Genomic DNA, 23,738 nt, shown 5'->3' on the forward strand with positions numbered 1-23,738 from the left:
GCAGCATGGCGGTGCGCCGTCGATCGAGGATGAAGACGCAAGGCTGCCAACGCGCAAGCGCGAGAACCTCGTTGGCGAGCGAACGGCGATCATCAGTCGCATGAAGGCGTCGCTAGCCTAGGGCGCTGCGGTCGCCATGTCCCGATGGGCCCCGTCCCGTCTGCCGGCCGGCTGAGGCGCGTCAGGGCCGAGCGCGCTCCCGCGACGGCGCGAGGGCCTTGGCGGTGTATCGGCGCCGCAGGGTTAAAAAGGGCGCCTCGATCGTCGTATAGGACAGTCTGGCGAACGCCGCCGTGAATGCGAGCACCAAAGCGCAGTCGCCAATCAGCGCCGGTCGGCTCACGCCGCCAAGAGGTCCGAGCGTCTTGAAGGCGGCGTAGATGATCAGCGCATGCCACATGTAAAATGAAAAACTCATCTCGCCGCCGGCGCGCAGCAGGGCCGCGACGCGGGCTGGCCAGGCTGGCCGCAGTCCCACATAAGCGACGATGAAAAAGCCCCACAGCACGGCCTCGATCGTGCCCACGGCGACGCCCATCGCCTGTTTCGGCTCCGGGGCGAGGAAGCTGACCCAGCGCGCCTGCGCGGCTCCGCCGGCCACCACAAGCAAGGTCGCGAGCGGCATCAAGATCCACCGGCGGCGCACGATGAAGGCGCGGTGGGCGCCGGCCAGCATGGCGGCGGCCATCCCGATCAGAAACTGGTCGAAGCGCCCGACCAGGGTGGAGTAGAGCATCAGACGACTGTTGTCGGCGGCGTGATAGGCGGCGAGCTTGACCACCAGCAGGATTACGATCAGCCGCGCCAGATAGCGCACCCCTTGGGTCTTGGCGAATTGCGCCAAAAACGGGAAAGCCAAGTAGAAGGCGAATTCAACCGAGATGCTCCAGGCCGGGCCCGTGGCGAAGTGCCAGGACGTCGGCGGGTCGCCCACATTGGTGACGAACACGGAGAGCAGATCGGTCGCCCTGAAGCGATCGCGGCCAATGGACGCCGCGACCACGAAGACGACCAGAAACAACGGCGCGATGCGCAGCAGTCGGTTGCGCAGAAACGACCGGTAGTCGATTGCTCCACCCGCCAGCGCAATGGTCATGAAGATATAACCCGACAGCACAAAAAACAGGCTCACGCCGGTGTATCCGTCGGTGATCAGTCCGAAAAGGGCGAGATGCGGCCACGGTCGCCAGTCGTTTGTGTAGAAATGAAAGAAGTGAAAGAAGAAGACGAGTAAGGCGGCGAGCAGCCGCAGGTGATCGATTTCGGGGATGTAGGCGACGTTGCGCGAGTGCATGGAGACTGGGCCTAGTCCGGGGCGGCGGGCGCGGCGTCAAAGCCGGCGTGCAGCACCGCGTCGGCGAAACGCCTGGCGATCTGCTTCCAGGAGTAGAGGTCTTCGACCACTGCGCGGGCCGCGTCCACCATGGCGGCCAAACTCGCGTCGTCGTAGGTCGCCAGCACGCCAAGCGCCTGAGCCAGGCCGTCGTCCGGCGCGACGATGTAGTGCACGCCCGGAGCGACCGCAAGGCCGCGCGCGCCAAAGGCGGTCGAGATCACAGGAATCCCCGCGGCGAAGTAGTCCAGCATCTTCAGATTGGTCCCCGAACCGAACCGCATTGGATTCAAGGCCACGTCGGCGGCCGCGAGAAGATCGTCGCGGATGCTCTGATCGACGGGGCCGAGCAGATGGACGTTCTCGGGAAGCTTACGCTCCTTGAATGGCAGGCAAGCGCTTCCCACCACCACAAAGCGCGTGTCGGGGGCGAGCGGCGCTTCCCGGATGATGTCTTCGACCGCCGCCAGATTGGGGCCATGCCAGCTGCCCATGAACAGCGCCGTTCGCATGGGCCCGAGCGACGCCCGCCGCTGCACCTCGCGACGCCTCGCCAACGACGTGAACTGGATTTCGTCCAGCGCCACGCCGTTCGGCACCTCCAGGCGCCGGGCGCGGGTGGGCCCGTAGAGCGAGGCGAGTTCGTCAAGGTCGCGCTCGGCGCAGGCGAACACTGTGGTCGCCGCCGTCCAGCAGGACCGTTCCGCGTCGCGAACCTCTTCTAAAAGGCGGGCGGCCGCCGGACAATCCTGGAAGAGGGCGGTCTTGAGGGTGATCTCCACGTCCTGCGCCTCGTACCAGAGCGGCCGGTCAGGCGCGACCTTTCGGATCGAGGCGACGAGGTAGGGGTGGCAGGCGATCACCGCGTCGCTGGTCATGGCCGAGAGCTCCAGCGCCTCCTCGTAGTCGCTGGAGAGGCCGGTCAAGGCGTAGGCGGCGATGTCGCCGATCGGAATCTGATCGGCCAGATCGAAGATGTCGCGCTCCGCCGCGGCGTGCGCGTGGCTGCGCGGCACGCAGATCTCCAGCAGTCCGGGGGCGATTTCCTTTTCGCTGCGCAACTCCGTCGACCCGGTCAAACAAACCAGGTCGATGTCGAAAACTTCCGCCAGATTCTTATACAGGTGATAGACGCGGGCCTGCCCGCCGTTCATCGGCGGAAACACCCGGAAGGTGACGGCCGCCGTGAGCTTGGGCCGGTGCGCCCGCCGGACTTGCGGGGCGGCGTCCGCCCGCAACAGGCCGGCGGCGACCGCCTCCCAGCCGACGCCCTCCACGTCGCGACGTGCGGCCGCGCCCATGCGGCGCGCCAGGTCGGGGTCCCCCGCCACCCGCGACAGGGCCTCGCCAAAGGCCTTCGGCGTCGCGGGGCTCAACAGCCCACTGTGCTCATGACGCACGAATTCGGTCGGACCGCCCGCGTCGACCGTCGTCAGGACCGGCTTGCCGCTCCTCATCGCCTCCAGGGTGACCAGGCCGTAATCCTCGTCATAGGGCGCAAAGGGCACCGCAAGGGCGTTGGCGTAGAGTTCCGCCATGTCGGCGTCGGGGACGTAGCCCAGAAAGCGGATCCGCTTGTCGGGCGCCGCGAGCTCCTGCAGCCGCGGACCGTCCGGACCGGTCCCGGCGATCAGCAGCGGCACGTCCTGTTTGACGTCCCGCATGGCCTCAATGATGAGGTCGACGCGCTTGGGCCGGTCGAGCCGGCTGCTCGTGAAGAAATAACGAAAGTCTCCCTCGTGGTGATCGTCGCGGTGCGGCGGCGGCCGCAGCACGTCCGGCGTCACGCCGTCGGGGAAATAGGACGGCCGGCGCCGGACCGTCTCGGAGATCGCGGCGTAGCGCGAGATGCGCCGCGGCGACAGCCCCCCTGCGTCGAGGAAGTGGATGATGCGCCGGATCAACGGGCCGGGAAAGGCGAAGGCCGCGTCGGGCAGCCCGGCCGAGCGCAGCCGCTCGAATCTCGCGAAGGCCTCCTCGATTTCGTCGTCCTCGGCCGCGCCGCCATAGGCTTCGACGTCGTCCATCCAGTCGAGCAACTCGCGTACGGGCCCCAGCGCGAAGACGGCCGGATCGCTCGTGGCCTGCGCATAGGTGTCATAGAGGCCGCGCAGGCGATGCAGCATGTAGCAGATGTGACGGGGGTGTTTGACCATCCACGCCGGATATTTGCCGGAGATGACGCAGTCGTAGCCGCTGAGATCGAGCTGCGCGAAGGCGCGATAGGAGGCGATCAGGTCCCAGAACGACTGCTCCGATCCGAGCAGCGCGACCACGTCGCAGCGATGCGGCGTGTGCTCCTCAAAATAGGTCTGCAGTCCCCACCACAGATTTTCCGCCCCGCCCAAGGCGAAGGGGGAGGGGTGCGGCGTGACGATGGCGATCTTCATGGCGCCTCTCCGCGGGCCTCGGCCGGGATGGCGCGGCGCGGTCCGACGCCGGCGAGCAGCCGCTCGATCACTGGATCCCAGCCGACGCCGAGGGCGTCGTAATGCGCGCGGCCTTGCCGTCCCAGCTCCGCCGCTGTCCGCGGCGGCGCCAGCAGCCGGGCGAAGCCGTCGGCGATGGCGGCCGGGCTGGGCTCCACCACAAAGCCGGTTTCACCGTCCTTGACGAACTCCAGGGGACCGCCGGAATCGGCGCAGGTCACGACCGGCTTGGCCGACAGCATGGCTTCGAGGGTGACATAGCCATAGTCCTCGTCCAGCGGACCGAAGAACACCGCCGCGCAGCGCGAGTAAAGGGCCAGCATTTCGGCGCGACTGACCGCGCCCACGAAACGCACCCGCTCGCTCACGCCTAGTTTTTCGGCCAACGCCTCCAACTGAGGCCGCAGGCTTCCGGCGCCGGCGAAAACGGCGCCCATGCCTGATAGGCCGCGGCTCAGGCTGAGCGCTTCGACGAGAAGATGCTGGCGTTTGAGCGTCTCCAGACGGCTGGGCGCGAAGATATAGGGCAGAGCCGGGTCGCAGCGGAACTCCGGCGCATTGGCGGGGGGGTGGTACAGGACCTCTGAGGCGATCCCGTGCGAACTCATCAGCCGCTCCGACACGCGCTTTGCGATGGTGAAGACCGGGGTTGCGCCCCCCAGCGCATCGCGGTCGGCCTGTTGGATCCGCGCGCGCAGAGCGTCGGTTTGCGCCTCGCCCATTCGCCAGCCATAGGCGGTGCCGTAAAGGTCGTAGGCCGGCCGGTGCTGATGCAGCAGCCAGACCCGCTTGCCGGGATGGCGCATGACATAGGTCGGGAATTTCAGGCAGATCAGAGCGTCGAGAGCTCCGCCGCCATAGGAAGTAAAGTCCACCGTCTCGCAATGACCGAGGGCGACGCCTGCCGCCGCCGGCGGATCGAATTGGAATGGCAGCGAGATCTTGTGAATGGAGTGCCCGGCCCGATGCGTCGCCTCGACGAGGCCGTCGACGAGATACTCCGCCCCGCCATGGATGCCGGGCGTATGCACCGTGGCGATTCCCACCCTCATGCCAGGCGGTCCGCCGGATCGGGCTTCTGCGCATAGAGCGCGTAGTCCGGTGGTTGCCGGAACCAGTCATTCACGTCGCTCGGAACGAATCCGGATTCCGCCTGGCCGAGGTCGCAGTCCGCGTCGGCCCGGATCACCCGCACGGCCTGATAGCCTCTCGCCTCGGCGACGAAGCGCAACAGGTCGGGCGGCAGCGGCTTGTTGTGCGTGGGGTCGTAGTGGAAGGTGCAGGCGCCGACGACGAGATTTTCCGGATTGGGCGTTTCGAACATCACGGCCCCGCCAGGCATCAGCGCCCGCAGCGCCCCGTCAAACAGCCTCACCAGCTGCGGGAAGCTCAGATGTTCGACGATGTGGAAGCCGGTGACGGCGCCCAGCGATCCCTCCGGCAAGCCCTCGAGATAGGCGATGGCGTCGCCGGCCACGACGTCATGGCCGAGTCCTTGCGCCTCCTCCACCATGGCGACGTTCAAGTCGACGCCGCGCGCCCCAACGCCGGCGCGGGTGAGTTGCGTGAGCCATTCGCCGCGGCCGCAGCCGATGTCCAGGACGACGCCGCCGGCCGCCACCGCGGCGTTCTGCGTGAAGATCGGCAGATAGCGCTGCGCCCGTCGGGCGATCTCTTCGGTCGGACCGCGAAAGCGGTTTTCAAAGCCGAGATAGAGGCTGTCGAGAGCGTGGTCGTCGAGGCTGTCCAGCGCGGACTTGGCGCGCTCCAGCCCAGCGGGGCCCGCCCGCAGGGCGTCGCTGAGCGTGCGCAATTGGCGCGCTTCCTCGGCCAGGAGGCGCCGGCCGGCCCGAGCATCGGCGGCGTCGCGGCTTGCGCTGGCCTCGGCCGCCTGGGCCTGGTCGATGGCGGCCTGCGAGCGGTCCATAGCGAGTTTCGACTGCACGCGCGCGGCCGCCGCCTCGCGATTGGCCTCGTCGAGCCGGGTCTCGAACTCCACCAGGCTCTTGCGCACCGCAGTCAGCGATGCGTTCACTGCGGCGATCAGCTCCAGATGTTTGACCGCCAGATCGGCCAGCCGCCGGTCCGTCGCCGGCTTGACCAGCAGCGGCATCAAGGGGGCGAAGAAGCGACCCACGCCGGGCAGGCCGGCGAGGCGATCGAGCACGGTGGCCGGCAGCAGCCATTTGATCGTGACGCCATGCTCGCGGCCTTCGGCCGAGCGCCGAAGCGCGCCCAGAACCCTGACCCGGCTGATGTGGCCGGCGCGCAGCGCGGGCAGGTTGTAAGACCTTCCGACCTCGTCGATCTCGCGGCCGAGCACGATCCGGTAGGCTTGGCGCAGGAATGTTTCTTCGTCGAAACCGCCGAAATCCTCGATGCGGTAGACCCGCTGAGCCGGATCGAGTCCGTCAACTTGATCGGCCGGCTGGATCAGCGGGATGGCGGAGGGCGAGTGGCGGGCGCGAGTTCTGACAGGCGCCTCGGCCTGGCCGGGGCGAGCCTCCTCGCCAAGCGCGGCTCTCACCCGGCGCAAAATTCCGTCGATCCCATCGATCCCGCCTGCGGACAGATCATCCATACCGAAGAGGCCTCCTGGCGCATTCGCTTGTTCGCTGTAGCTGGCGCACAGGCCCGAGGCAACCAAGTCCGCCGCGAATCCTGCATCGATCGCGACCTCGGCCGCATACGCACACCGCACAGGGCGGGCCACCTGGATGGCTCCAAGCGGGTGCGTCACGCAAGCGCGACTACAAAGGAGGGGACAGGCCGACAAAATAGCGCGCGCACGCAGTGAGACGAGAGCAGCAAGAATACAATCCGCAAGGCCAGGACGCCGCGCAGCCCAAGCGAGCCAAGAGGTCGCGCAAAAGAGAGCTCGACGGGACGGGGCAAGCGGAATGACGAAGGCAGGGAGCTCGGACTTCACAGCAAGAGGGCAGGGGGCGGCAGCGCTTGCGCTTTCCCTGCGATGGTTGATCGGCATAATGGCGCGGCACCATGCGCGCTCTGTCGCGGAATTTCGAAGACCGACGCGCGCTCATCCCCGGAGTCGACCTCCCCATGCCCCAGCAGACGACAGGCGCCTCTCATGCATAGACTCATACGAAGCTGGGCCGGCCCCGGCGCCGCTTTCGCCCTAGCCGTGCTGGCGTCGGTCGGACCGCTGCGCGCAGCCGACCTCGCCGGTGCTTATTCCGTCGAAGGCCAGAACGCTGGCGACCAGCGCCTTTATCGCGGCGAACTCACCATCACGCCAATCGGACAGGTGTACCGGGTCGTCTGGCGCATCGGCAATGGCGAGAATGTCGGCACCGGCATCGTTCAAAACGACATGCTGGCGGTGGTCTATGTCCAGCAGGGCAAGGCCGGTATCGCGCTTTACGAGGTCCGGCGCGACGGCGTTCTCTCCGGAACCTGGACGATTCACGGAACGCAAAACGTCGGGTCGGAAACCCTCACGCCCAAGAACCGGACCTGACGCGCTCACGTGCGGCTTGCCTAAAGGCCCTCCGCGGCCGCAGCTCAAGCTGCGGTTAGTAGACGCCGAGCTGTCGCCATACCGGCAGCTTTTCAGTCAGAAAAGCTTCAACTTCGGCTTGGATCACGCTCTGGCTCTCGTCGGGGTCGACGATGGTCTTACCCTCCTTCATCCAACTCATGCCGAGACGCTGGAGGGACTGGATGACGTGATCTGTGACCGTCTGTACCTTGGGAGCGAGTTCAGCTGTTTCGCCCCGACCCTTCGCTTCGGCGGTTGCAGCGCGCTCGCCGCCTGTTTCCAGAACTGCCGCAAATATCAGGAGCTCGCTTTGCGGGACCTGTAGGCCGGAGCCGGCCAGCGGCGCGGCGAGAAAGCCGTAGGCACGCCCTTGCAGCATCTTCGCCGCCAAGAGCCGATTAAAGCGCTGAGCCGGTTGAGCGTCGATTGCGGGGTCGGCAGGGCCGCGCACCGGCGCTGGCAGCACCTGTCCGCTATGGACCAAGAGGCTGACCGTCTGAAGGGCCGCGCTGGCGCCCCCTTGGCGAAACACGGGCAGAGCGGCGATTTCGGCGAAGCTGGCCGAGCCTTGCGCCAACAGATCCGCCACGGCGCCGTAGATCTCGGCGTTGCCGTCAAGCTCGCCGACCGGACTGGGAAATTTGAAGCTCACCTTGGCCCGCGGCGTCGCCAGGGCGAAGCGCATGGCTCCCAGCATGGCGTTGTGTTCGACCGCGTTTGGGGTCGCGACGCCACGGGCGAACAGGTCGCGGCGGAACTGCTTGTTGGAGGCGATGTCGCGCAGAGTCTCCTTGAACACAGGATCGCTTTCAGCGCCGATGCGGGCCCGCACCCCCTCCGGCACAGCCAAGGCGTCGATGTTTTCTAGGATTGTGGCGGAGCCGACGAATCCGAGCTTGGCGCGGCCGAACATCTCGGCGACGTCGGCGAAGTGAAATATGAACCAATTGGCGTTAAGATACTCATGAGACAAATAGTTCTTGTCGAGCTTCCCCATCTGCTCGACACGCGGCTGCAGGGCTGGATTGGCCTTGAAGTACGCGGCGCCTTCGCCGACCAAAGCCCTGACGAGATCAAGTCCTGAACTGGTCTGGAGGTCGGAGCGACCGGCGACGCGCTTGGCGTTTTCCCGCATCAGCCGCTGAAGCGGCAGCACCGCGGCCCATCCTGGCATGGCGTTATAGGACACATAGAGCAGGCCGCCAGGCTTCAGCCGTTTGCGGGCGATCTCAATGATGGCGTCCTGGGCCTCCACCGAAACCCAGGTCAGGATGCCGTGCAGCACGATGAGGTCGAGATCGTGCTGTCCCTCTTGCGCCTCATGGGCGAGGTCCTGAAAGCTCGCCTCGCGCAAACTCACGTTGCTGAGCCCGGCCTCCTCGGCCAGACCTCGGGCGTGAGCCACATGCAGCGGATTGAAATCGACTCCTTCGAAATGCGCCTCGGGGTTGGCGGCGGCGTTGATCAGGAAGCCCAGGCCCATGCCAAAGCCCAATTCGAGCACCCGATGGGGCCGCAGCGCCAGCCCGGGATTTTTGCCGACGCAAACGGCTGCGAAGGCAATGTGGGCCGGCACGGTCTCCCGATAGAATCCGAGGGAATATGGGATGTCGGCGACGTAGCCTTCGGTCCAGGCGGTCATGGGCAATCCTTAGCGAGGATCATGAGGGCAGTAGGTGGCAGCTATACAGGCGCGCCCTCCGATTGGAAACCAGGGTGCCGGGACTGGGTCGGCAAGGCCGCACTCTGCTGAGGCCGCGCACGAGCGGCTCTTCGGGCGTCTAAAGGCGTCGAACAAGATCTTCGGCGGCGAACCACCACGCCGGTGCTCGATCCGAGTCGGGGCACGGCTCAAAACGGTGCAACTCCTTGCGTCTGCCCGGGACGACGGCTTGGGACGGTCTCGTCAAGTCTGCGTCGGAAGCGACACCGTCCCGCACTACGTGCGAGGGATTGCTGCTTCCGCATTGTGCTTTGGCTGGCTTTGATTGCGATTCGCCTGTTGTCGAGCCGAGTCGGTATACCTCTAGAGCCATTTCCGATCAGACTGCATCGTAGCCGGCTGCTGCGAAGAAGTTGGCGCATTCGGCTGGCGTGAAGAGGTCGACGATACGGCCGATGGCGTCCCAGAGGCCAACGAGCGTTCGCTCCTCGGCCTTGCGAAGCAGGGCCTTCAGCTTGGAGATGGCGTTCTCGATGGGGTTGAAGTCGGGGCTGTAGGGCGGGAGGTAGAGCAAGCTCGCGCCTGCCGCGTCGATCATCTGGCGCACGCGCGGACCCTTGTGGCTCGACAGATTGTCCATGACGACGAGGTTGCCTGGCGCCAGCTCGGGGCCGAGGACCTTCTCGACATAAGTGTCGAACGCGTCGCGGTTGATCGGTCCGTCGATGACGAAGGGCGCGACCATCCCTGTCGAGCGCAGGCCGGCCACGAAGGTGGTGGTCTTCCAATGATGGGGTGGACGCCCCCCGACGGCTTCGGCGTGCCAAGGTGGAGTTGTTGATACCACTACCACCAGAGGGAGGCGTCCGTGACACAGGTGAGCACCATCGGCCTCGACTTGGCCAAGAATGTCTTTCAAGCGCATGGCGCCGATGTCACTGGCGCACCGGTGTTCCGCAAAAAGCTCCGGCGCGATCAGGTAGTGACCTGCTTCGCCAGTCAGCCACCCTGTGTCGTCGCCATGGAGGCCTGCCCGGGCGCCCATTACTGGGGCCGCACCATCGCGAGCGTCGGTCACGAGGTGAAGCTGATCGCGCCAGCTTATGTGAAGCCGTTCGTGAAGCGGCAGAAGAACGACGCGGCGGACGCCGAGGCGATCTGCGAGGCGGCCCAACGCCCGACCATGCGTTTCGTGGCGGTGAAGAGCGAGGCCAAGCAGGCTTCCGCCGTGAACTTCCGGACCCGCGATGTGCTGGTTGGTCAGCGCACGCAAATCATCAACGCGATCCGCGGTCACCTCTCCGAGTACGGCGTGATAGCGCCGCAGGGGCCCATCCACGTCGAACGGCTGATTGCGGTGATCGAGGATCCGACCTCGGACCTTCCGGAAGCTGCCCGGACCAGCCTTGCCGTTCTCGTGGGTGTGCTGCGCCACTTGTAGGAACAGACCGCCGCCCTCGACGACGAGATCGCCGCGCGGGCCAAGGCCGACGATGTGGCCCGCCAGAGGGTGCCGATGCCTACTGCCACACCCTGCTCCGACAGGCCGGCCTTGATCTCCGACAGCGTGATGTCCGGCTTGGTATCGACCAGGGATCGGATGACCGCCGCGTGCGCCTCGATGCGCTGCGAGCGACGATCTCCGCCGAGCGGCCCTGGCCGAGGTTCCCCCTGCTCACGCGCCAATCGCCGCCATCGGCTGACACTGGCCGCGCTCACGCCAAAGCGTTCGCCCGCTTCACGATGCGACGCGCCGGCCTCAACGGCGGCCAGCACACGAACCCGCAGATCAAGCAACAGTGCTCTCGACATGCCTGCCGGCCCCCAGCCCCGGCAGACAGCTTGAATCACTCTCGCGCTGATTGGGAATCCGCTTCGATTCCTTCAGCTCGGAAACCGCTCTAGCGCAACCATTTACCTGATTTTTTCGGTCTCAACTTCGCGAATGGCTGCAGCGCCATGCACGACGCCGGGCGGCGCGCGGGTTCCACAAGCATGGCGTCACCTGAAATCCCGAAGATCCCGGAGCAGTACCAGTGGGTCGCCTATCTGGCGGGATTGATCGCCGCCGTGTTCACGGGCCTGAAGGCCCTGACGGCGGGGCACAAGGCGGCCGAAACGCAGCAGCACACCATAGACGTCTTCGTCGCCGGCGGCTCGTTCATCGACCTGAAGCCCATCCGGGAGCTGAACGAGCACCTGCAGCATCTGGTCTCGCACACGGCGGCGGCAACGATCGAGCAGCGCAGGACCGCGGACGCCCTGCTCGCCATCTCCGAGCTGATGAAGAGCGAGGCAGAAGGCGACCGCATGCGCGGGGAGGTCGACAGGATCCTGGAAGAGAAGATGCGCGAACTCCGAAGCGCCGAGTTCAAGAGCGACAATCCCCGTCGCCAGAGATGAGTTTCGGGCTTAGACGCCGGTCCGAAGCCCGCATGGTGCGGGCATGTGAAACAGACCATGGCAGCATGCCCGGACGGCCTTCGCTGAGCTCGCCCAGGCTCCTGGCTGTGATCTGTTTGCGCCCCTCTGCACTGGCCCGCCCGGCTCACGCCGTGGCGGCCTTTTGGTTTGCGGGCGCCACAAACGAAAATGGGCCGGTCACGAGGACCGGCCCAGCCTCAGTCGTCCGATGAGATCAGGCGAGGATGAGATCAGCGGTTGTGAAGCCAGCAGCCGTCACGCCGGTCAACACAACCGCGAGGTCGGTGCCCGCGCTGAAGTTGCCGTCCTTGTTGACGTCAACGTACACGGTGTCAGTGGTGTCGTTGAGGACAACACGGGCGGTGCCCGCGAAGAAGCCAGCGATATCACCAGCGACGGCCACAACCGTGGACCCAACGGTCGTGTCGGCACCAAGGTTGAACGCCTTGAGGTCGAGCTTGTCTTCAGCCGCCTGGTCGAAGTTGGTGATCGTGGTCAGCTTGTTGATGGTCGACACGTTCGTCGTGTTGAACTGAACGACATCGGCCTGAGTGCCAGTGGTAAGCGTGATGTTGTTCACGCCCGCGCTGGACGCCAGCACCGTCACACCACCGGTCGGACCACCAACCGCCGAGAAGTCGACCGTCATGTCGCCCTTGTGGGCGGATGCGTCGAACTTCGTCAGGTTGGTGATGCTATTCGCCGCCCCTGCCGTCGCGCCCGAATAGTTGAAGGTACCGGACCCGGTCAAGCTGATTGCTTTAGCATCAGTCGCCACGAGGCTCCGAATGCTGGAAGTCGTTCCGGCAATCGCGGAGTCATCCGACTGGTTGATCGTGAGGTTTTCGACACCAAGGACGGAAATGGCAGTACCCGCACCGGCCGTAACGTCACGCAAGTTCAGGGTAGCCGAGTCGTTGGAGCCAGTGGCACCAGCGAAAGTGAATGTAGCGACATCGGTGATGGTGCCGCGCACGCCAACCTGAGTCGACAAAGCCACGTTGGTGAACGTAACCGCACCAGTGGTGTCTGCAGCTGCCGAACCACCCTTGTCCCACACCGCAACAACGCCCGAGGAGTCACCGAGGTCGACGGTAACCGCGAACGTAGCTGCCTCACTAACGAAGATGTTTTCAACGCTCTTGAGGACCGGCTTCACAGCGGCCGCCGGGGAGGCATCGAAAGACGCGTTCAGGGTGTCATTGCCGCCGCCAGCGTCGATGGTGTCGGCGGTGTTGAGCGAGTTCGCGACAGCATCACCACGGATCGTGTCGTCGCCAGCAGTGGTCTTATTCGCGGTCACGCTGTTATCGGGGGTGAACGTGTCAGCGCCGACGGCCAGCGTGAAGGTCTGCCCGGCGATTCCGCCGCCCGTGCTGGACTGGGTCACGATGCCGGAGATGGCAGCGTCGGCCTGAGCGTCCGTCGCGGGAGTGGTCGCGATCGGAGCGAGGAAGGCGCGGCCAGCGTTGCCGGCAGCGGTGCCATTGTAGGCGACGATCTCGTTGCCCTGGTCGACATGCGAAGTGAAGGTGTTCGCGGAAGCGATCTTCGCATCGGAGATCGTCTTGTCGGTGCCCTGGGCGCCGTCAAGGATGTTGATCGCGATGTTGTTGACGTTCATTTTGCCGCTGGTGAGCTGGCCGAGGTAGAACTTCAGGCCATCGGCGTCGGCGTCACGGTTGAACAGGGTCTTGTAGATCGAGTTGACGATCTGAACGTTGTTCTGGCCCGCGAAGCGGATCTTGAACTCGTCGGTCGCGGCGAGGTCGCTGATGGCGCTCAGGTTCGCGCCATTGTTGGTCACGCCGTTGAAATAGGCGAGGCCAAGCGGGTCAGCGGGGCGGCCGAACAGGGCGACGTATACGCCTTGGATAGTTGCCATTGGGTGGTGTCCTTTTATCTCTTCAAAGCTGCACCGCTTCGGTCGCTATCGACTCGGACCAGAGCAGGTGGAGAAACTCGTACAGTAATCCCCATAGGTTGCAAACCGGAATTTTGGGGTCCGAGCAGAAATTTTCCGGTGTGTGGTTCGCGCAACACTCAGACGAAAACTAGATTAACTCGCTGAACTGAAAGGAAAAATCGGGAAAATGGACTGAAACTGCGCTGCTTCGGACTAATATAATTTGCCTGTTCAGAGTTTATTCATATTCGTTAAACAGTGGTGACCTTGGGCTTGGCTAACCCGCGGGTCGCCCTGCAGATTGTTGCCTCAGCGCGCCTGGGAAATAACTGAGGCTTTACCATGAAGATGCCTGGAAAGCGGCCAAGCTCATGGAGCGGCTTAGCCTTCGGCGAATGCCTCCACGCAGGCGATCCGGGTTCGCGTGTCGGATCGTTCGTCTGGACGTCGCGGATCTCAGACCGAGAGTCTGGGCTCGTCGGGAGCAACCCTTCTTGGGGGACGCTCTTCTTAAGTGTCGCCTCATTGCGGCGCCACCCTGAACAGCCCGATCGGCGGCGTCGGCCATGTCATAGCGGGTCGCGATTCGGCGTGACTGCTTGAGTTTATTGAAGCGGCGCTCGATGCGGTTGCGGAACGCGTAGACGAATCCTTCGACCGGTGCTTGGACGATGCGGTTGCGCTTGTACGGAATGACGGGCTCGGCCCTGCGCTTCCGAAGGTCGTCGCGAATGGCGACCCTGTCGTAGCCCTTGTCGGCGATCAGGACCTTCGGTGGTGGCCCCGCCTGGCCCATCAATAGGCCGTCGCCCTTTGTATCGGCGGTCTCGCCCAGCGTCAGAACGAGCCCGACGGGCAGGCCGAGGCCGTTCGTCCGGGGGTGGATTTTTGTCGTGAGGCCACCTCGCGAACGGCCGATAGCGTGGCCGCCAAGGGGCCCGGAGTATCCGCCTTTTTTGCGCCCGCCGAGTGCTGGTGGGCGCGCACGATGGTGCTGTCGATCATTTGTACCGTCTCTTGGGCGGCGCGCCGGTGCGGGCGGTCCAAAAGATTGCATCGAGGATGAGGCGGTTCGGAGGGCGACCACTCCGAGCGCCGGTGCGCACCAGAAACGGCGCGAAGAACGCCCACTCTTCGTCCGACATCAGCCCGCGCACGCCGCCGCTCCCCCGCAAAGAGCAGCTTTGAATCAGCCCTCTGGCGATTTGGGCTCCCCTTTGTCAACACGGCCTAAGTCGATGGTTCGAAGCCCCGGCCTAATCCGAGTGAACGCAACCTTCTTCCGGCTTGGCAGCCGATAGCGGAGGTGCGCCAGATCACGCCGAGGGCGATTGCTATGGACTAATCATAAGAATACTGCCGCTGAAGCTCTCTCGGGCTCATCGAGCCCGGCAGCGACAGACGACCAGGGAGAACGTCATGGCCAGCATCCAAGGTGTCTATGTTGCGCTCTTCAATCGGCCAGCCGATCCGGCCGGGCTTAAGTTCTTTAGCGACGCCACCGGTAACGGAAAGGATTTGACGAAGATCGGTGACCTCGCCTCCACTGCGGAGTACCAGACGAGGTTCACAGGACAGTCGAACACCCAGATCGTCAACTCCATCTACAAGAGCCTGTTCAACAGAGACGCAGAGCCCACAGGCCTCTCCTTTTTCGTTGACGCTCTCACATCAGGCCGACAGACGATCAACACGATCGCCATCAACATCCTCGATGGCGCATTGGGGGCCGACAAGACGCTGATCGATCTCAAGGTGTCGGCGGCCGACCTGTTCACCAGCCACATCGACACCAGCGCCGAAATCTCCGCCTATAACGGCACCTCCGCCGCCAATGCCGGGCGAGCCTATCTTTCCGCGGTGCTGACGACGCTGCCATCGGTGACCCAGGTCGACGCGGCGATCGCCGGCATCGTATCCGGCGCAGGCGGCGGCACGGGCGGCGTGCCCGGTCAAACCTTCACGCTGACGGCGGGAGCGGATAATTTCCTGCCAACGGCGACAAACGCGGCCTTCAAAACCACCGATAACGATGACACGTTCCGCGCCAATGTGACGGCGAACAGCCTGACCTCGGCCGACAACATCGACGCCGGCGGCGGCAACGACACCTTGAACGCGCTCTACACGGTCTTGACAACTGCCAAACCGGTGCTGACCAACCTCGAAAATGTTTTCGTCACCGCTACTGGAAACACGGTTCAGCTTGATCTTAGCGACTCGACAGGCGTAGCAGCGCTGTGGAACAAGAGCTCGAGCACCGTGTTCCAAGGAGTTGGCATGAAGCTCGGCACTGACGCCGGGCTGACGGGCGCCATCACTGAAACCACGGTCTTCATCTATCCAGCCGCGACTGGAACAGAAGACAAGGCGACGTTGCAAGTGCGCGAGGCGACCTTCAACACAGCCAATAAGGCCGTGTTCATTGACGCCATCGAACATCTCACCATCCAGCAGTCGGACGATCCGGCGACCCCGGGCAATGTCTCCACCATCGCGGGCCTCCAAACCCTTGCCGCCCGGACCATCGATATCACGGGCGAAGGCGCCCTCAATTTGGGAGGGGCGCAAACCCAGGTCCCGAAGCTGACCACCCTTGACGCCTCCCATCACAAGGGAGACATGACCTTTGACGTCAACACCGCTGCATCCCCCCCGACGCAGCCCTTGACCATCCTGCCCTCGGCCCAAGGGGTCAACACCATCACACTCAAGGCCGGCAACGGCCTGCCGGACGTGATCCAGTTCACCGCCGACAACGTCTCGACCGTCGGCAAGCTCACGACCGTCGCCAACTTCAACCAGAACGCGGAGGACAAACTGGACCTCAAGGCGTTTGCGCTAGGCTCGGACACCACGGTCGGGACCACCGGGGCGACGCTGACGGGCGACACGGCCGGCTTCTTCACCGGCACCAACCGGGTTGTCCTCAACGACGCCACCGACACCATCTATGTGGATATCAACAAAGACGGCAATTTCAGCGCCACAACGGACCTTGCGATCAAGATCACCGGCGTGACGGCGGCCGGGTTCACTGCGGCGGACCTCGTCCTGTCCTGAGAGGCGCTGCGGGGCTGACCGGGTCAGCAAGGTAAGAGAGAGAGAGAGAGAGAGAGAGAGAGAGCGGCTGACCCGGCCGATCTCTCTCTCTTCATTCACGAGACCCGCTCGTGGGCGAGGCCCTCGACCTGCATGGCTCGGTGCGGCTTTCATCGTGAGCTGGAGAGTCGGCCCACGATCCCACGCCGGAAACCGCGATTGATTCTGGGGGACACCCAAAGGGGCGATCTGTCGTCGGCAGATGCCGGCGGATCTCGCGACTCAATGGGTTCTAAGTAGGCTTGAGCGTCAGGCTGTAAGTCGGCTCCGGCAGGCGCGACCTCACAATGGCTCGCCCTCCGCACCTCCACACTCGACCACCTGATCGGCGCAACCGGGGCATGTTGTTTGCCTTCGCCGGCGATTGCCATCGCTCGGCCGGAGAACCAGCCCAGACCCGATCATCCAGTCCGTCCCGATTTCTCTGGGTGCCGAGTAGGCCTGGGCGCGCCATAGCCGTATCCTGATCCTGATGACCGACTTGGCGGCGAAAGCCTCGTCGAAGGCGCTGGCCCCGTTTATGGCGCTGGGCCTTACCGCGGGTCACGCCAAACTCGCGGAGTGCATCGGGAGCGGCGAAACGCTCGTGAGGCGGCCGAGAATTGTGGGTTTGCCGAAGCTACAGCGCGAACTGTTCTGAAACCAATCTACGCCCGGCTGGACGTTTGACGGCGAAGCGAACCCGCCGCCCTCCAGAGATGGGGGCCGAAGAAGTACCGATCCGGATGACCCTTCAGAATTTGTAACTTGTGCCGAGCCGAACAGTGTGAAGTTCAGGTCGCTGCTCGGCCGAGCCGCCTGAATACAGGATCGAGGAAACATTCTTATAGTCCTCGAATTTCGTGAACCGGTATTCGACCCTCCCAGTCCATTGCGGGGTGATGAGATACTCGACACCTGCCCCGAGGATCCATCCCCATGTCCTGTGCGAAGCGGCTTCAGAGTAAACCCCTGCCGCTACCCCAAAGACGTTCGATGGGGGAAGGGCGACCCCGTAGGAATTTTGCAGGCTGGCATATGCGACGCCAGCGGTTCCGTAAATCAGAGCGTTCTTGTAGGCGAAACCGATGCGACCGCGAACCGAGCCTTGCCAGTCGATTTCGGTTGAGGCCTTTGCCACATAGCCCGGAGCCGCATTATCTGCGAGCGACAGCGCGCCCTTCAGCCCCGACTTCTCGAAATCGACTTCTACGCCAGAAACGACGCCCTGCTCCACTTCGAAGTTGTAACCGGCGTGAACACCGCCGACGACGCCATTCTGATTATAACCGGTATCCAAGCCCAGCATGGACAAGGGCAGCTTTACCGGGCCTAGAGCGGTTTCCGAGCTGAAGGAATCGAAGCGGATTCCCAAATCAGCGCAAGAGTGATTCAAGCTGTCTGCCGGGGCTGGGGGCCGGCAGGCATGTCGAGAGCACTGTCGCTTGATCTGCGGGTTCGTGTGCTGGCCGCCGTTGAGGCCGGCGCGTCGCATCGTGAAGCGGGCGAACGCTTTGGCGTGAGCGCGGCCAGTGTCAGCCGATGGCGGCGATTGGCCCGTGAGCAGGGGGAACCTCGGCCAGGGCCGCTCGGCGGAGATCGTCGCTCGCAGCGCATCGAGGCGCACGCGGCGGTCATCCGATCCCTTGTCGATACCAAGCCGGACATCACGCTGTCGGAGATCAAGGCCGACCTGTCGGAGCAGGGTGTGGCGGTAGGCATCGGCACCCTCTGGCGGTTCTTTCGCCGGCACGGTCTGACGCTCAAAAAAAGTCGGCGCATGCCGCGGAGCAGAGCCGGCCGGACATTCTGAGGCGGCGGCAGGCCTGGTTCGACGACCAGCTTGATCTGGAGCCGGAACGCCTGCTCTTCATCGATGAGACGTGGGCGACGACCAAGATGACGCGGGCCAGGGGACGAGCCCCTCGGGGCCAGCGGCTGCGCATGAGCGTGCCGCACGGGCATTGGAAGACCACCACCTTCGTGGCCGGCCTGCGCTCGACAGGGATGGTCGCGCCCTTCGTCATCGACGGACCGATCAACCGCGACGCGTTCGAGACTTATGTCGAGAAGGTCCTCGGCCCCGAGCTGGCGCCAGGCGACGTCGTCGTCATGGACAATCTGTCGAGCCACAAGGGTCCGCGCGTGCGCCAGATGATCGAGGCGGCAGGCGCGAGCTTGCTCTACCTCCCGCCCTACAGCCCCGACTTCAACCCCATCGAGAACGCCTTCTCCAAGCTGAAGGCCCTGCTTCGCAAGGCCGAGGAGCGAACGGTCGTTGGCCTCTGGGACGCCCTCGGCCGTATCGTCGACCTCTTCACACCAGCCGAATGCGCCAACTTCTTCGCAGCAGCCGGCTACGATGCAGTCTGATCGGAAATGGGTCTAGATACAGTTCAGTATGGTCCGTCCCCCATGCATATCCCAACTGCGCACCAATATAAGCGCCCTCCCAGCGGGCCACGTTAACATCTTCGTACTGTGGATAATGGGGTCGGGACGCGTAGTCGGCGGCGAGCGCCCTCGTCGATGCGCAGAAGGCGAGAGTCAGCATGGCGAAATTCTTCATCGTTTCAGCCGAATACGTGAGTTTCGTTAAGCCAACGCTATTCCGCTAACCTTAACGGATGGCTAATTTCGTGGCCGAAACTAAGTTGTTGAACCTGCCTCATTTCCGCTCCCGAACCGGCCTCGAAGCCGCGAACATCGGCCATTGGCAACGGCCATGGCCGGGTGCACGGACGAGAAGGTGCGACCCAAGAGGGACGGCACGAAGGGGCTGGCCCATCTGCCTGCTGCGCCTCCATCGACAGCGCGAAAGTGACGCTTGCCGATCGGCCCATGGATGGCGTGGGGGTCTGCAAGGACGGGTTCTCCTTGTTTGCGAGATGGAGGACACCTGCAGGTCTGCTTCAAGGAATGCAGGGGGCGTCGGGCCGCCCTCATCCCGTCTGGTTCAGGTCGTCGCTGTCGTCGTCATCAGTCGTCTTCTACGGCCTTGATCCGCAAGGAGCCCGACGCAGCAATGTGAGTACGATCGAATTGAAACACTCTCGACGCACACGGCCTGAACGCGGAGGCACGGATGCGTCGAGAGCTAGAGGATGTTGGCTACGTCACCCGCCATCGTCGATCGGTGTGGACCGTAAGCGGATCGACTGGCCGCGCCAGCCACTCGCCATCATGTGGAGGGCGTCATCGATCCCTGCAGTCTGGCGGGCTGTCCGGTTGACGGCGTGGTCATCGCTCCTTTCGCCGGAATCGGCAAGGTCGGCGTCGTTGCTCGGCGACCTGGACGGGGAGCCGAATTCATCGAACTCAACCCTGCGCAGGCCGAGGTCACCCAACGACGGTGCGGCGCGCCGCCCGGCGCCGGCCAAACGGGACAGCGTGGACACTGGCATGAGCAAGAAATTCCGAGGCCTGATGACCATTCGTGGCCCGACGGCTTCAATCCGGCGATCTCTCCCTATGGCTGGCCCGGATTCGTCCGGGCCATCTTCTTGGGCGGCAGTCCGCGTCCTATGGCGGAACGCCCTGATCGTACCAAGGACGGCCGCCGTCCTCCTCGCCTGCGAGGCGGCATCCCGCGTCACCTCGGTCTGGGCTAAGGCAACTGATCACAGACAAAAACCCCGCGCTGCTAACAGCGCGGGGCCTCTGTCCGCGTCGGAGGGGGCTTAAGATCAATCTACGTAGCTGACCCACAGTCATCAAGCCTGCATTTGCGCCAGTGACGGATGTGCTCAGGCGGCGGACGCCGCCTTCGCCTTCTTCGAGCGCCTTCGCATCGTCGGCGCAGCTCCCGCGCCGGTCGCTCTCCTGCGCCCCCGGCGGCCGCCTGATCCGCTTGGCGCGGCGCAGCCGTTCAACCCCGGCCATTACGCGTTCGCGGATCATGGCCCTCTCAAATCCGAGAACACCGCGCTCCGCCCGGCTGACAGCCCCCGATCCAGTATAGGCGGGGCGCCGCCGACATGCTCGGCGAGCTCCGGAGCAAAATCATTCAATTCCTTCGAGGTCGGCTTGGGCCAGAGGTCGCGGCCAACGATCTGACGGCCGCCAACCGCGCGTCCAGCAATACGCCATTAATGCGTTCCGAAATCGTCTGTGCGGGGTGCTAAACGGTCCGGCTGGCGCGCTATGTCATTTAGCGTTCATAAAACGACACCTTAACGCTTTCGTCCTGCAACCCAAATTGGACATAAGTCGTTACCCCTCGGGCGTCAGGATCGATTGACGCCCTCTTTATCGTCCGGATCCGGGCGGATGCATTGAGTGACGAGGGACCTAGAATGGGTGTCACTACCCCCGCCATCGTTGTTGACAAAAGTGCGCTTTTACGCGACGGGCTTGTGGGAATACTCAAGCAGACTAGCATCAAGGTGATTGCGGCCGGCGCAACGCTTGACGATTGCCGATCCGCGGACGGCAAGGCCAAGCCGAAACTGGTCCTAGGCTCGCTGAGCGCTTCCGACGACTTGGCCGAATGGATCGGCGCGGTTCGGGCCGAATATCCCGACGCCAAGGTTGCAATCCTGTCCGACCGCGCCGACCCCGACCGGGTGGGCATGGCGCTGCGGCTGGGAGTCGACGCCTTCGTCTTGAGCAGCCTGTCGTCCGAGGCCTTTATCGGGGCGCTCGAACTCTGCCTGCTCGGCGTGAGCGTCCTGCCGTGCGGCCTGTTCAGCGTGCCGATAGGCGCGGAGGCGCCCGACAAGCCCGCCATGCGGGGACTTCCGGCGCCCCCCAAGCTCATCGCCACGAACCCGGCTTTCGTCGAGGACGGTCCACGTTTGTCAAGCCGGGAGGTCAGCATCCTGCGCCTGTTGATCGAGGGCCGATCGAACAAGCTCATCGCCCGTGAGCTCGACATCGCGGAAGCCACGGTGAAGGTTCACGTCAAAGCCGTCCTGCGGAAGATAAGGGTTCAAAACAGGACCCAAGCCGCGATTTGGGCTATGTCGAACGGGATCGTATCGTCCGATGCTGATCTGTTGGTGAACGTGATCCCGGCCATCACTGGCCAGAGTGGCAGTCCTATCCACGCCTGATCAGATCAAATCTGGCAATCGGAGATCACGATCACGAAGGCGCCGCGCCGGTCAATCGTGGCTTTGATGGATGAGCCGGTTCAACCGCTGCCGACACGGATGGCGTCGTTGTGGTCGTAGACGTCCCCGGCCTGTAGCCCTGGTGGCTGACGCGCGGCAAGTTGGCGTGGTTCTCCATGAGCATGTGCGTAGAAGATCACCCCGGCCGCCCGTAGCGCGCCGTGAATTACGTCCACCAGATGATCGGGAACGCGACCATTCTAAGTTCTTTGACCAACCGTCGATGACGTGGGCCGGACACGGTATCGTGTCGCTGAACGAAGCCCTTCTCGTGAGGAAGAAGAGTCCTGGCAAGCTGAGAAGGGCTGGCTGGATTAGCGTTCGACCGGTGTTCCGCCTAGTCCGCCACATCGACCTTTGCCTGAACCCTCGCCTGAAGATTGACAAGCTCCAACTCTAACCATTCCTCACGGCTCTCGAGGCTCATCGCGGCCCACTGTTGGGCGGATATGGGCTTCGACCCAGCCTGCTCGAGTTCAGCCTTGAGCACATCGAACACCTGACGTTCGTGACCGCGCAACGTGCTCAATCCCAAGTTCCTCACGATGGTCCCCCTGCGACTCAATTCTCCTTCGCAGGAGACGAATGGACATAGGTGGGCGTTAGCTTGTCAACGTATGACGGTCGATTTGGAGCACCGATAGCCAGCTTCAAGCTGGTCCTCTGGCCTAGTCCGTTCGTCTGCGTAGCCCGTTTCAAAAAAGCCCGACTAGGACCGCTTGATCGCAGCCCGTTCAGTTTATCGAGCCGAGATTTCAGCCAGTCAGACGTCCTATCAGGCTCATCGCCGTCCATTGTTGGTCGGTCAGCGACGACGCATTGGCCACCGCAATCCAGCGGCTCGAAAACGCGGTGGGACAAGGATCGCCTTCCGACAGGGCTTGACGCGAACGAGCCAGTGCCAGCCGAGGCGGTGTGGCATTATGCCCTTTGACAACATTCCACCCACTAACAGAATAGAGCCACCAACTGGGTGACTTCTTCAGCTTTGGCCCGGATGGGACCCCGGCCATCATAGTGGTGGTCGGGGCTACTGCTGCAGACTAGTTCAATCACCTTTCGCTAAGCATCGGCTTCAGCTTTGAGGTAGCGTTGGGTCGTGGTGAGGGCGCTGTGACCCGCCAAACCGCCAACGGATGAAATCCTTCTGGCGGCCATTGTGATGAATGTTCTGGGCCCACTGTGCGAGCTACAGCCCACAAACCCCAGCCGCTGATACCAACTCTTAGGAGGTTGACGATGACAGCCGGGGAGGGGGCGTTGCCCCGCTCGGTCACCAACTGCCCGTCATCCGGTCCAGCCTTCGTCGTCGCCTGTTGAAGGTCGAACTGGGTCTTGCGCAAGACGCGGTTCAAAGGCATGACCCGACCGGATTTACCCTTCGACGCTTTGTTCTCCAGCATAACGCAGTTTCCGACCTGGCCGGAGAATTCGTCACCATTGCCTACGGGAGGCTTGCGACGTGCTTGGCCCGAAGCCCCGCTTTGACGGACAACAGTAGCTGGTCCAGTCCGTTGGAATACGTATGCGAGCCCGAGACGCCCGGGTTCCTCCAACTTGAGCCGTAGCGCAAGAGTTATTCGGCGTGTTGCGACTTGAGTCCCTCAATCTCGGCTTTTAGCCGGTCTGAACGTTCCATCAGGTTCATCCCGGCCCATTCCTCGTCGGAGATAAACACGCCGTGCCGCTGTAATTCGAGGCGGACCTGATCGAAGACCCCCTGTGAGTCGGAATGATCCTCTGGCACTGTATGCTCTGTCGTCATTGGCTGGCTCCACAGTCTGACCTAAGGCAGCGGGAGGAATGAACGTCGGTGTGGAATCGCACCCACCTGCCTTTCGACGTAAAGGATGCCAGTGCAGCGGTCTCCTGAGATGCCCGTCCTCTTCCCAGCATCGCATCGGAATTGATAATGTACGTTCACGTTGGCGATATTTTGAAAGCTGGCGAGAGAGGCAGAACTTCGCACCGATCCTTGGCGAACCGGCGTCCAAGCGAGCGCTTCTAACGTTTGCATTGTCGAAGCTTGGCCCATTCTCGCGACCGAGGAACCGCCTGTTGGTATAAAGCGCCCATGACGTGGCCGGTGGATGAGTTGGCTTGTCAGCCGCGCGTATCGGCAAGTCGACGTGTGCAAGCTCTCATGCTGATGATTTAGCTGGCGACGACAATGCCGCCGAGATTACGGTCACTATCAAGAAAACTCTCATGAGCCAGTTCATGTTCGACTCCTCCGATCTAATTCAAAGGGTCACACGGTCGTCGGTGATCGTCGGTGCGCGGTGG

General features: G+C 63.6%; 15 protein-coding genes and 4 pseudogenes. 6 read left to right on the forward strand and 13 right to left on the reverse strand.

Features of this window, described 5'->3' with window-relative positions:
* Positions 1 to 181: 181 nt before the first annotated feature.
* Genes ABEG18_RS06450 through ABEG18_RS06465 form a run of 4 tightly spaced genes read right to left on the reverse strand, consistent with a single transcriptional unit; the run spans position 182 to position 6,475 of the window.
* Entirely contained in the window at positions 182 to 1,294 is a 1,113-nt protein-coding gene (locus tag ABEG18_RS06450) for an acyltransferase family protein (RefSeq protein ID WP_406857264.1), read from the reverse strand.
* A gap of 11 nt (positions 1,295 to 1,305) precedes the next feature.
* Positions 1,306 to 3,723 (reverse strand): glycosyltransferase family 4 protein, encoded by a 2,418-nt coding sequence (locus ABEG18_RS06455; RefSeq protein ID WP_406857265.1) that lies wholly within the window; start codon positions 3,721 to 3,723, stop codon positions 1,306 to 1,308.
* Complete coding sequence (locus tag ABEG18_RS06460) at positions 3,720 to 4,814, reverse strand: glycosyltransferase family 4 protein (RefSeq protein WP_406857266.1); 1,095 nt, start codon at positions 4,812 to 4,814, stop codon at positions 3,720 to 3,722. The genes ABEG18_RS06455 and ABEG18_RS06460 overlap by 4 nt, the downstream gene beginning before the upstream one ends.
* The gene (locus tag ABEG18_RS06465) at positions 4,811 to 6,475 is read right to left on the reverse strand and encodes a class I SAM-dependent methyltransferase (RefSeq protein ID WP_406857267.1); all 1,665 of its coding nucleotides are present in this window, start codon (positions 6,473 to 6,475) and stop codon (positions 4,811 to 4,813) included. Before ABEG18_RS06465 ends, ABEG18_RS06460 begins: the two co-directional genes overlap by 4 nt.
* Positions 6,476 to 6,907: 432 nt before the next feature.
* Here ABEG18_RS06465 and ABEG18_RS06470 point away from each other — a divergent pair, with 432 nt between their 5' ends.
* Complete coding sequence (locus tag ABEG18_RS06470; RefSeq protein ID WP_406857268.1) at positions 6,908 to 7,243, forward strand: hypothetical protein; 336 nt, start codon at positions 6,908 to 6,910, stop codon at positions 7,241 to 7,243.
* A gap of 55 nt (positions 7,244 to 7,298) precedes the next feature.
* Here ABEG18_RS06470 and ABEG18_RS06475 read toward each other — a convergent pair whose 3' ends face one another.
* The gene (locus ABEG18_RS06475; RefSeq protein WP_406857269.1) at positions 7,299 to 8,906 is read right to left on the reverse strand and encodes a class I SAM-dependent methyltransferase; all 1,608 of its coding nucleotides are present in this window, start codon (positions 8,904 to 8,906) and stop codon (positions 7,299 to 7,301) included.
* A 400-nt stretch (positions 8,907 to 9,306) separates the two neighbouring features.
* Positions 9,307 to 9,723, reverse strand: a pseudogene (locus ABEG18_RS06480) (transposase); the annotation flags it as partial.
* A gap of 72 nt (positions 9,724 to 9,795) precedes the next feature.
* On the opposite strand from ABEG18_RS06480, the pseudogene ABEG18_RS06485 reads away from it, so the two are divergent.
* Positions 9,796 to 10,461, forward strand: a pseudogene (locus tag ABEG18_RS06485) (IS110 family transposase); the annotation flags it as partial.
* Here the strand turns inward: ABEG18_RS06485 and ABEG18_RS06490 are convergent.
* A pseudogene (locus ABEG18_RS06490) lies at positions 10,428 to 10,739 on the reverse strand (helix-turn-helix domain-containing protein); the annotation flags it as partial. The pseudogenes ABEG18_RS06485 and ABEG18_RS06490 sit on opposite strands and share 34 nt — an antisense overlap.
* A gap of 183 nt (positions 10,740 to 10,922) precedes the next feature.
* On the opposite strand from ABEG18_RS06490, the gene ABEG18_RS06495 reads away from it, so the two are divergent.
* On the forward strand, positions 10,923 to 11,330 hold the full coding sequence (locus tag ABEG18_RS06495; RefSeq protein ID WP_406857270.1) for a hypothetical protein: 408 nt from the start codon (positions 10,923 to 10,925) through the stop codon (positions 11,328 to 11,330).
* 235 nt (positions 11,331 to 11,565) lie between these two features.
* Here ABEG18_RS06495 and ABEG18_RS06500 read toward each other — a convergent pair whose 3' ends face one another.
* Entirely contained in the window at positions 11,566 to 13,236 is a 1,671-nt protein-coding gene (locus ABEG18_RS06500) for a beta strand repeat-containing protein (RefSeq protein ID WP_406857271.1), read from the reverse strand.
* Between the two features lie 520 nt (positions 13,237 to 13,756).
* Positions 13,757 to 14,402 (reverse strand): annotated as a pseudogene (locus tag ABEG18_RS06505) (IS5 family transposase); the annotation flags it as partial.
* A 274-nt stretch (positions 14,403 to 14,676) separates the two neighbouring features.
* On the opposite strand from ABEG18_RS06505, the gene ABEG18_RS06510 reads away from it, so the two are divergent.
* Complete coding sequence (locus ABEG18_RS06510) at positions 14,677 to 16,320, forward strand: DUF4214 domain-containing protein (protein WP_406857272.1); 1,644 nt, start codon at positions 14,677 to 14,679, stop codon at positions 16,318 to 16,320.
* A 772-nt stretch (positions 16,321 to 17,092) separates the two neighbouring features.
* Here the strand turns inward: ABEG18_RS06510 and ABEG18_RS06515 are convergent.
* Positions 17,093 to 17,647, reverse strand: coding sequence for an outer membrane protein (locus ABEG18_RS06515; RefSeq protein ID WP_406858545.1), 555 nt, complete (start codon positions 17,645 to 17,647; stop codon positions 17,093 to 17,095).
* A gap of 117 nt (positions 17,648 to 17,764) precedes the next feature.
* Between ABEG18_RS06515 and ABEG18_RS06520 the strand changes: the two genes are divergently transcribed.
* Positions 17,765 to 18,711 (forward strand): IS630 family transposase gene (locus tag ABEG18_RS06520; protein ID WP_406855380.1). Its coding sequence is split into 2 segments (ribosomal slippage): positions 17,765 to 18,101 and positions 18,101 to 18,711, totalling 948 coding nucleotides; the frame shifts between segments, so codons are not numbered across the junction.
* A gap of 743 nt (positions 18,712 to 19,454) precedes the next feature.
* On the opposite strand, the gene ABEG18_RS06525 is transcribed toward ABEG18_RS06520, so the two are convergent.
* The gene (locus ABEG18_RS06525) at positions 19,455 to 19,742 is read right to left on the reverse strand and encodes a hypothetical protein (RefSeq protein ID WP_406857273.1); all 288 of its coding nucleotides are present in this window, start codon (positions 19,740 to 19,742) and stop codon (positions 19,455 to 19,457) included.
* An 891-nt stretch (positions 19,743 to 20,633) separates the two neighbouring features.
* Between ABEG18_RS06525 and ABEG18_RS06530 the strand changes: the two genes are divergently transcribed.
* Positions 20,634 to 21,392, forward strand: coding sequence for a LuxR C-terminal-related transcriptional regulator (locus ABEG18_RS06530; protein ID WP_406857274.1), 759 nt, complete (start codon positions 20,634 to 20,636; stop codon positions 21,390 to 21,392).
* 397 nt (positions 21,393 to 21,789) lie between these two features.
* Here the strand turns inward: ABEG18_RS06530 and ABEG18_RS06535 are convergent, their stop codons facing one another.
* Both ABEG18_RS06535 and ABEG18_RS06540 read right to left on the reverse strand, forming a co-directional pair.
* Positions 21,790 to 21,981 carry a hypothetical protein gene (locus ABEG18_RS06535; protein WP_406857275.1) on the reverse strand — a complete coding sequence of 64 codons (192 nt, stop codon included), beginning with the start codon at positions 21,979 to 21,981 and terminating at the stop codon, positions 21,790 to 21,792.
* 1,047 nt (positions 21,982 to 23,028) lie between these two features.
* Complete coding sequence (locus tag ABEG18_RS06540) at positions 23,029 to 23,217, reverse strand: hypothetical protein (protein ID WP_406857276.1); 189 nt, start codon at positions 23,215 to 23,217, stop codon at positions 23,029 to 23,031.
* Positions 23,218 to 23,738 lie beyond the last annotated feature (521 nt).

It is taken from the genome of Alsobacter sp. KACC 23698 (genome assembly GCF_045348435.1).
GTDB lineage: Bacteria > Pseudomonadota > Alphaproteobacteria > Rhizobiales > Beijerinckiaceae > Alsobacter.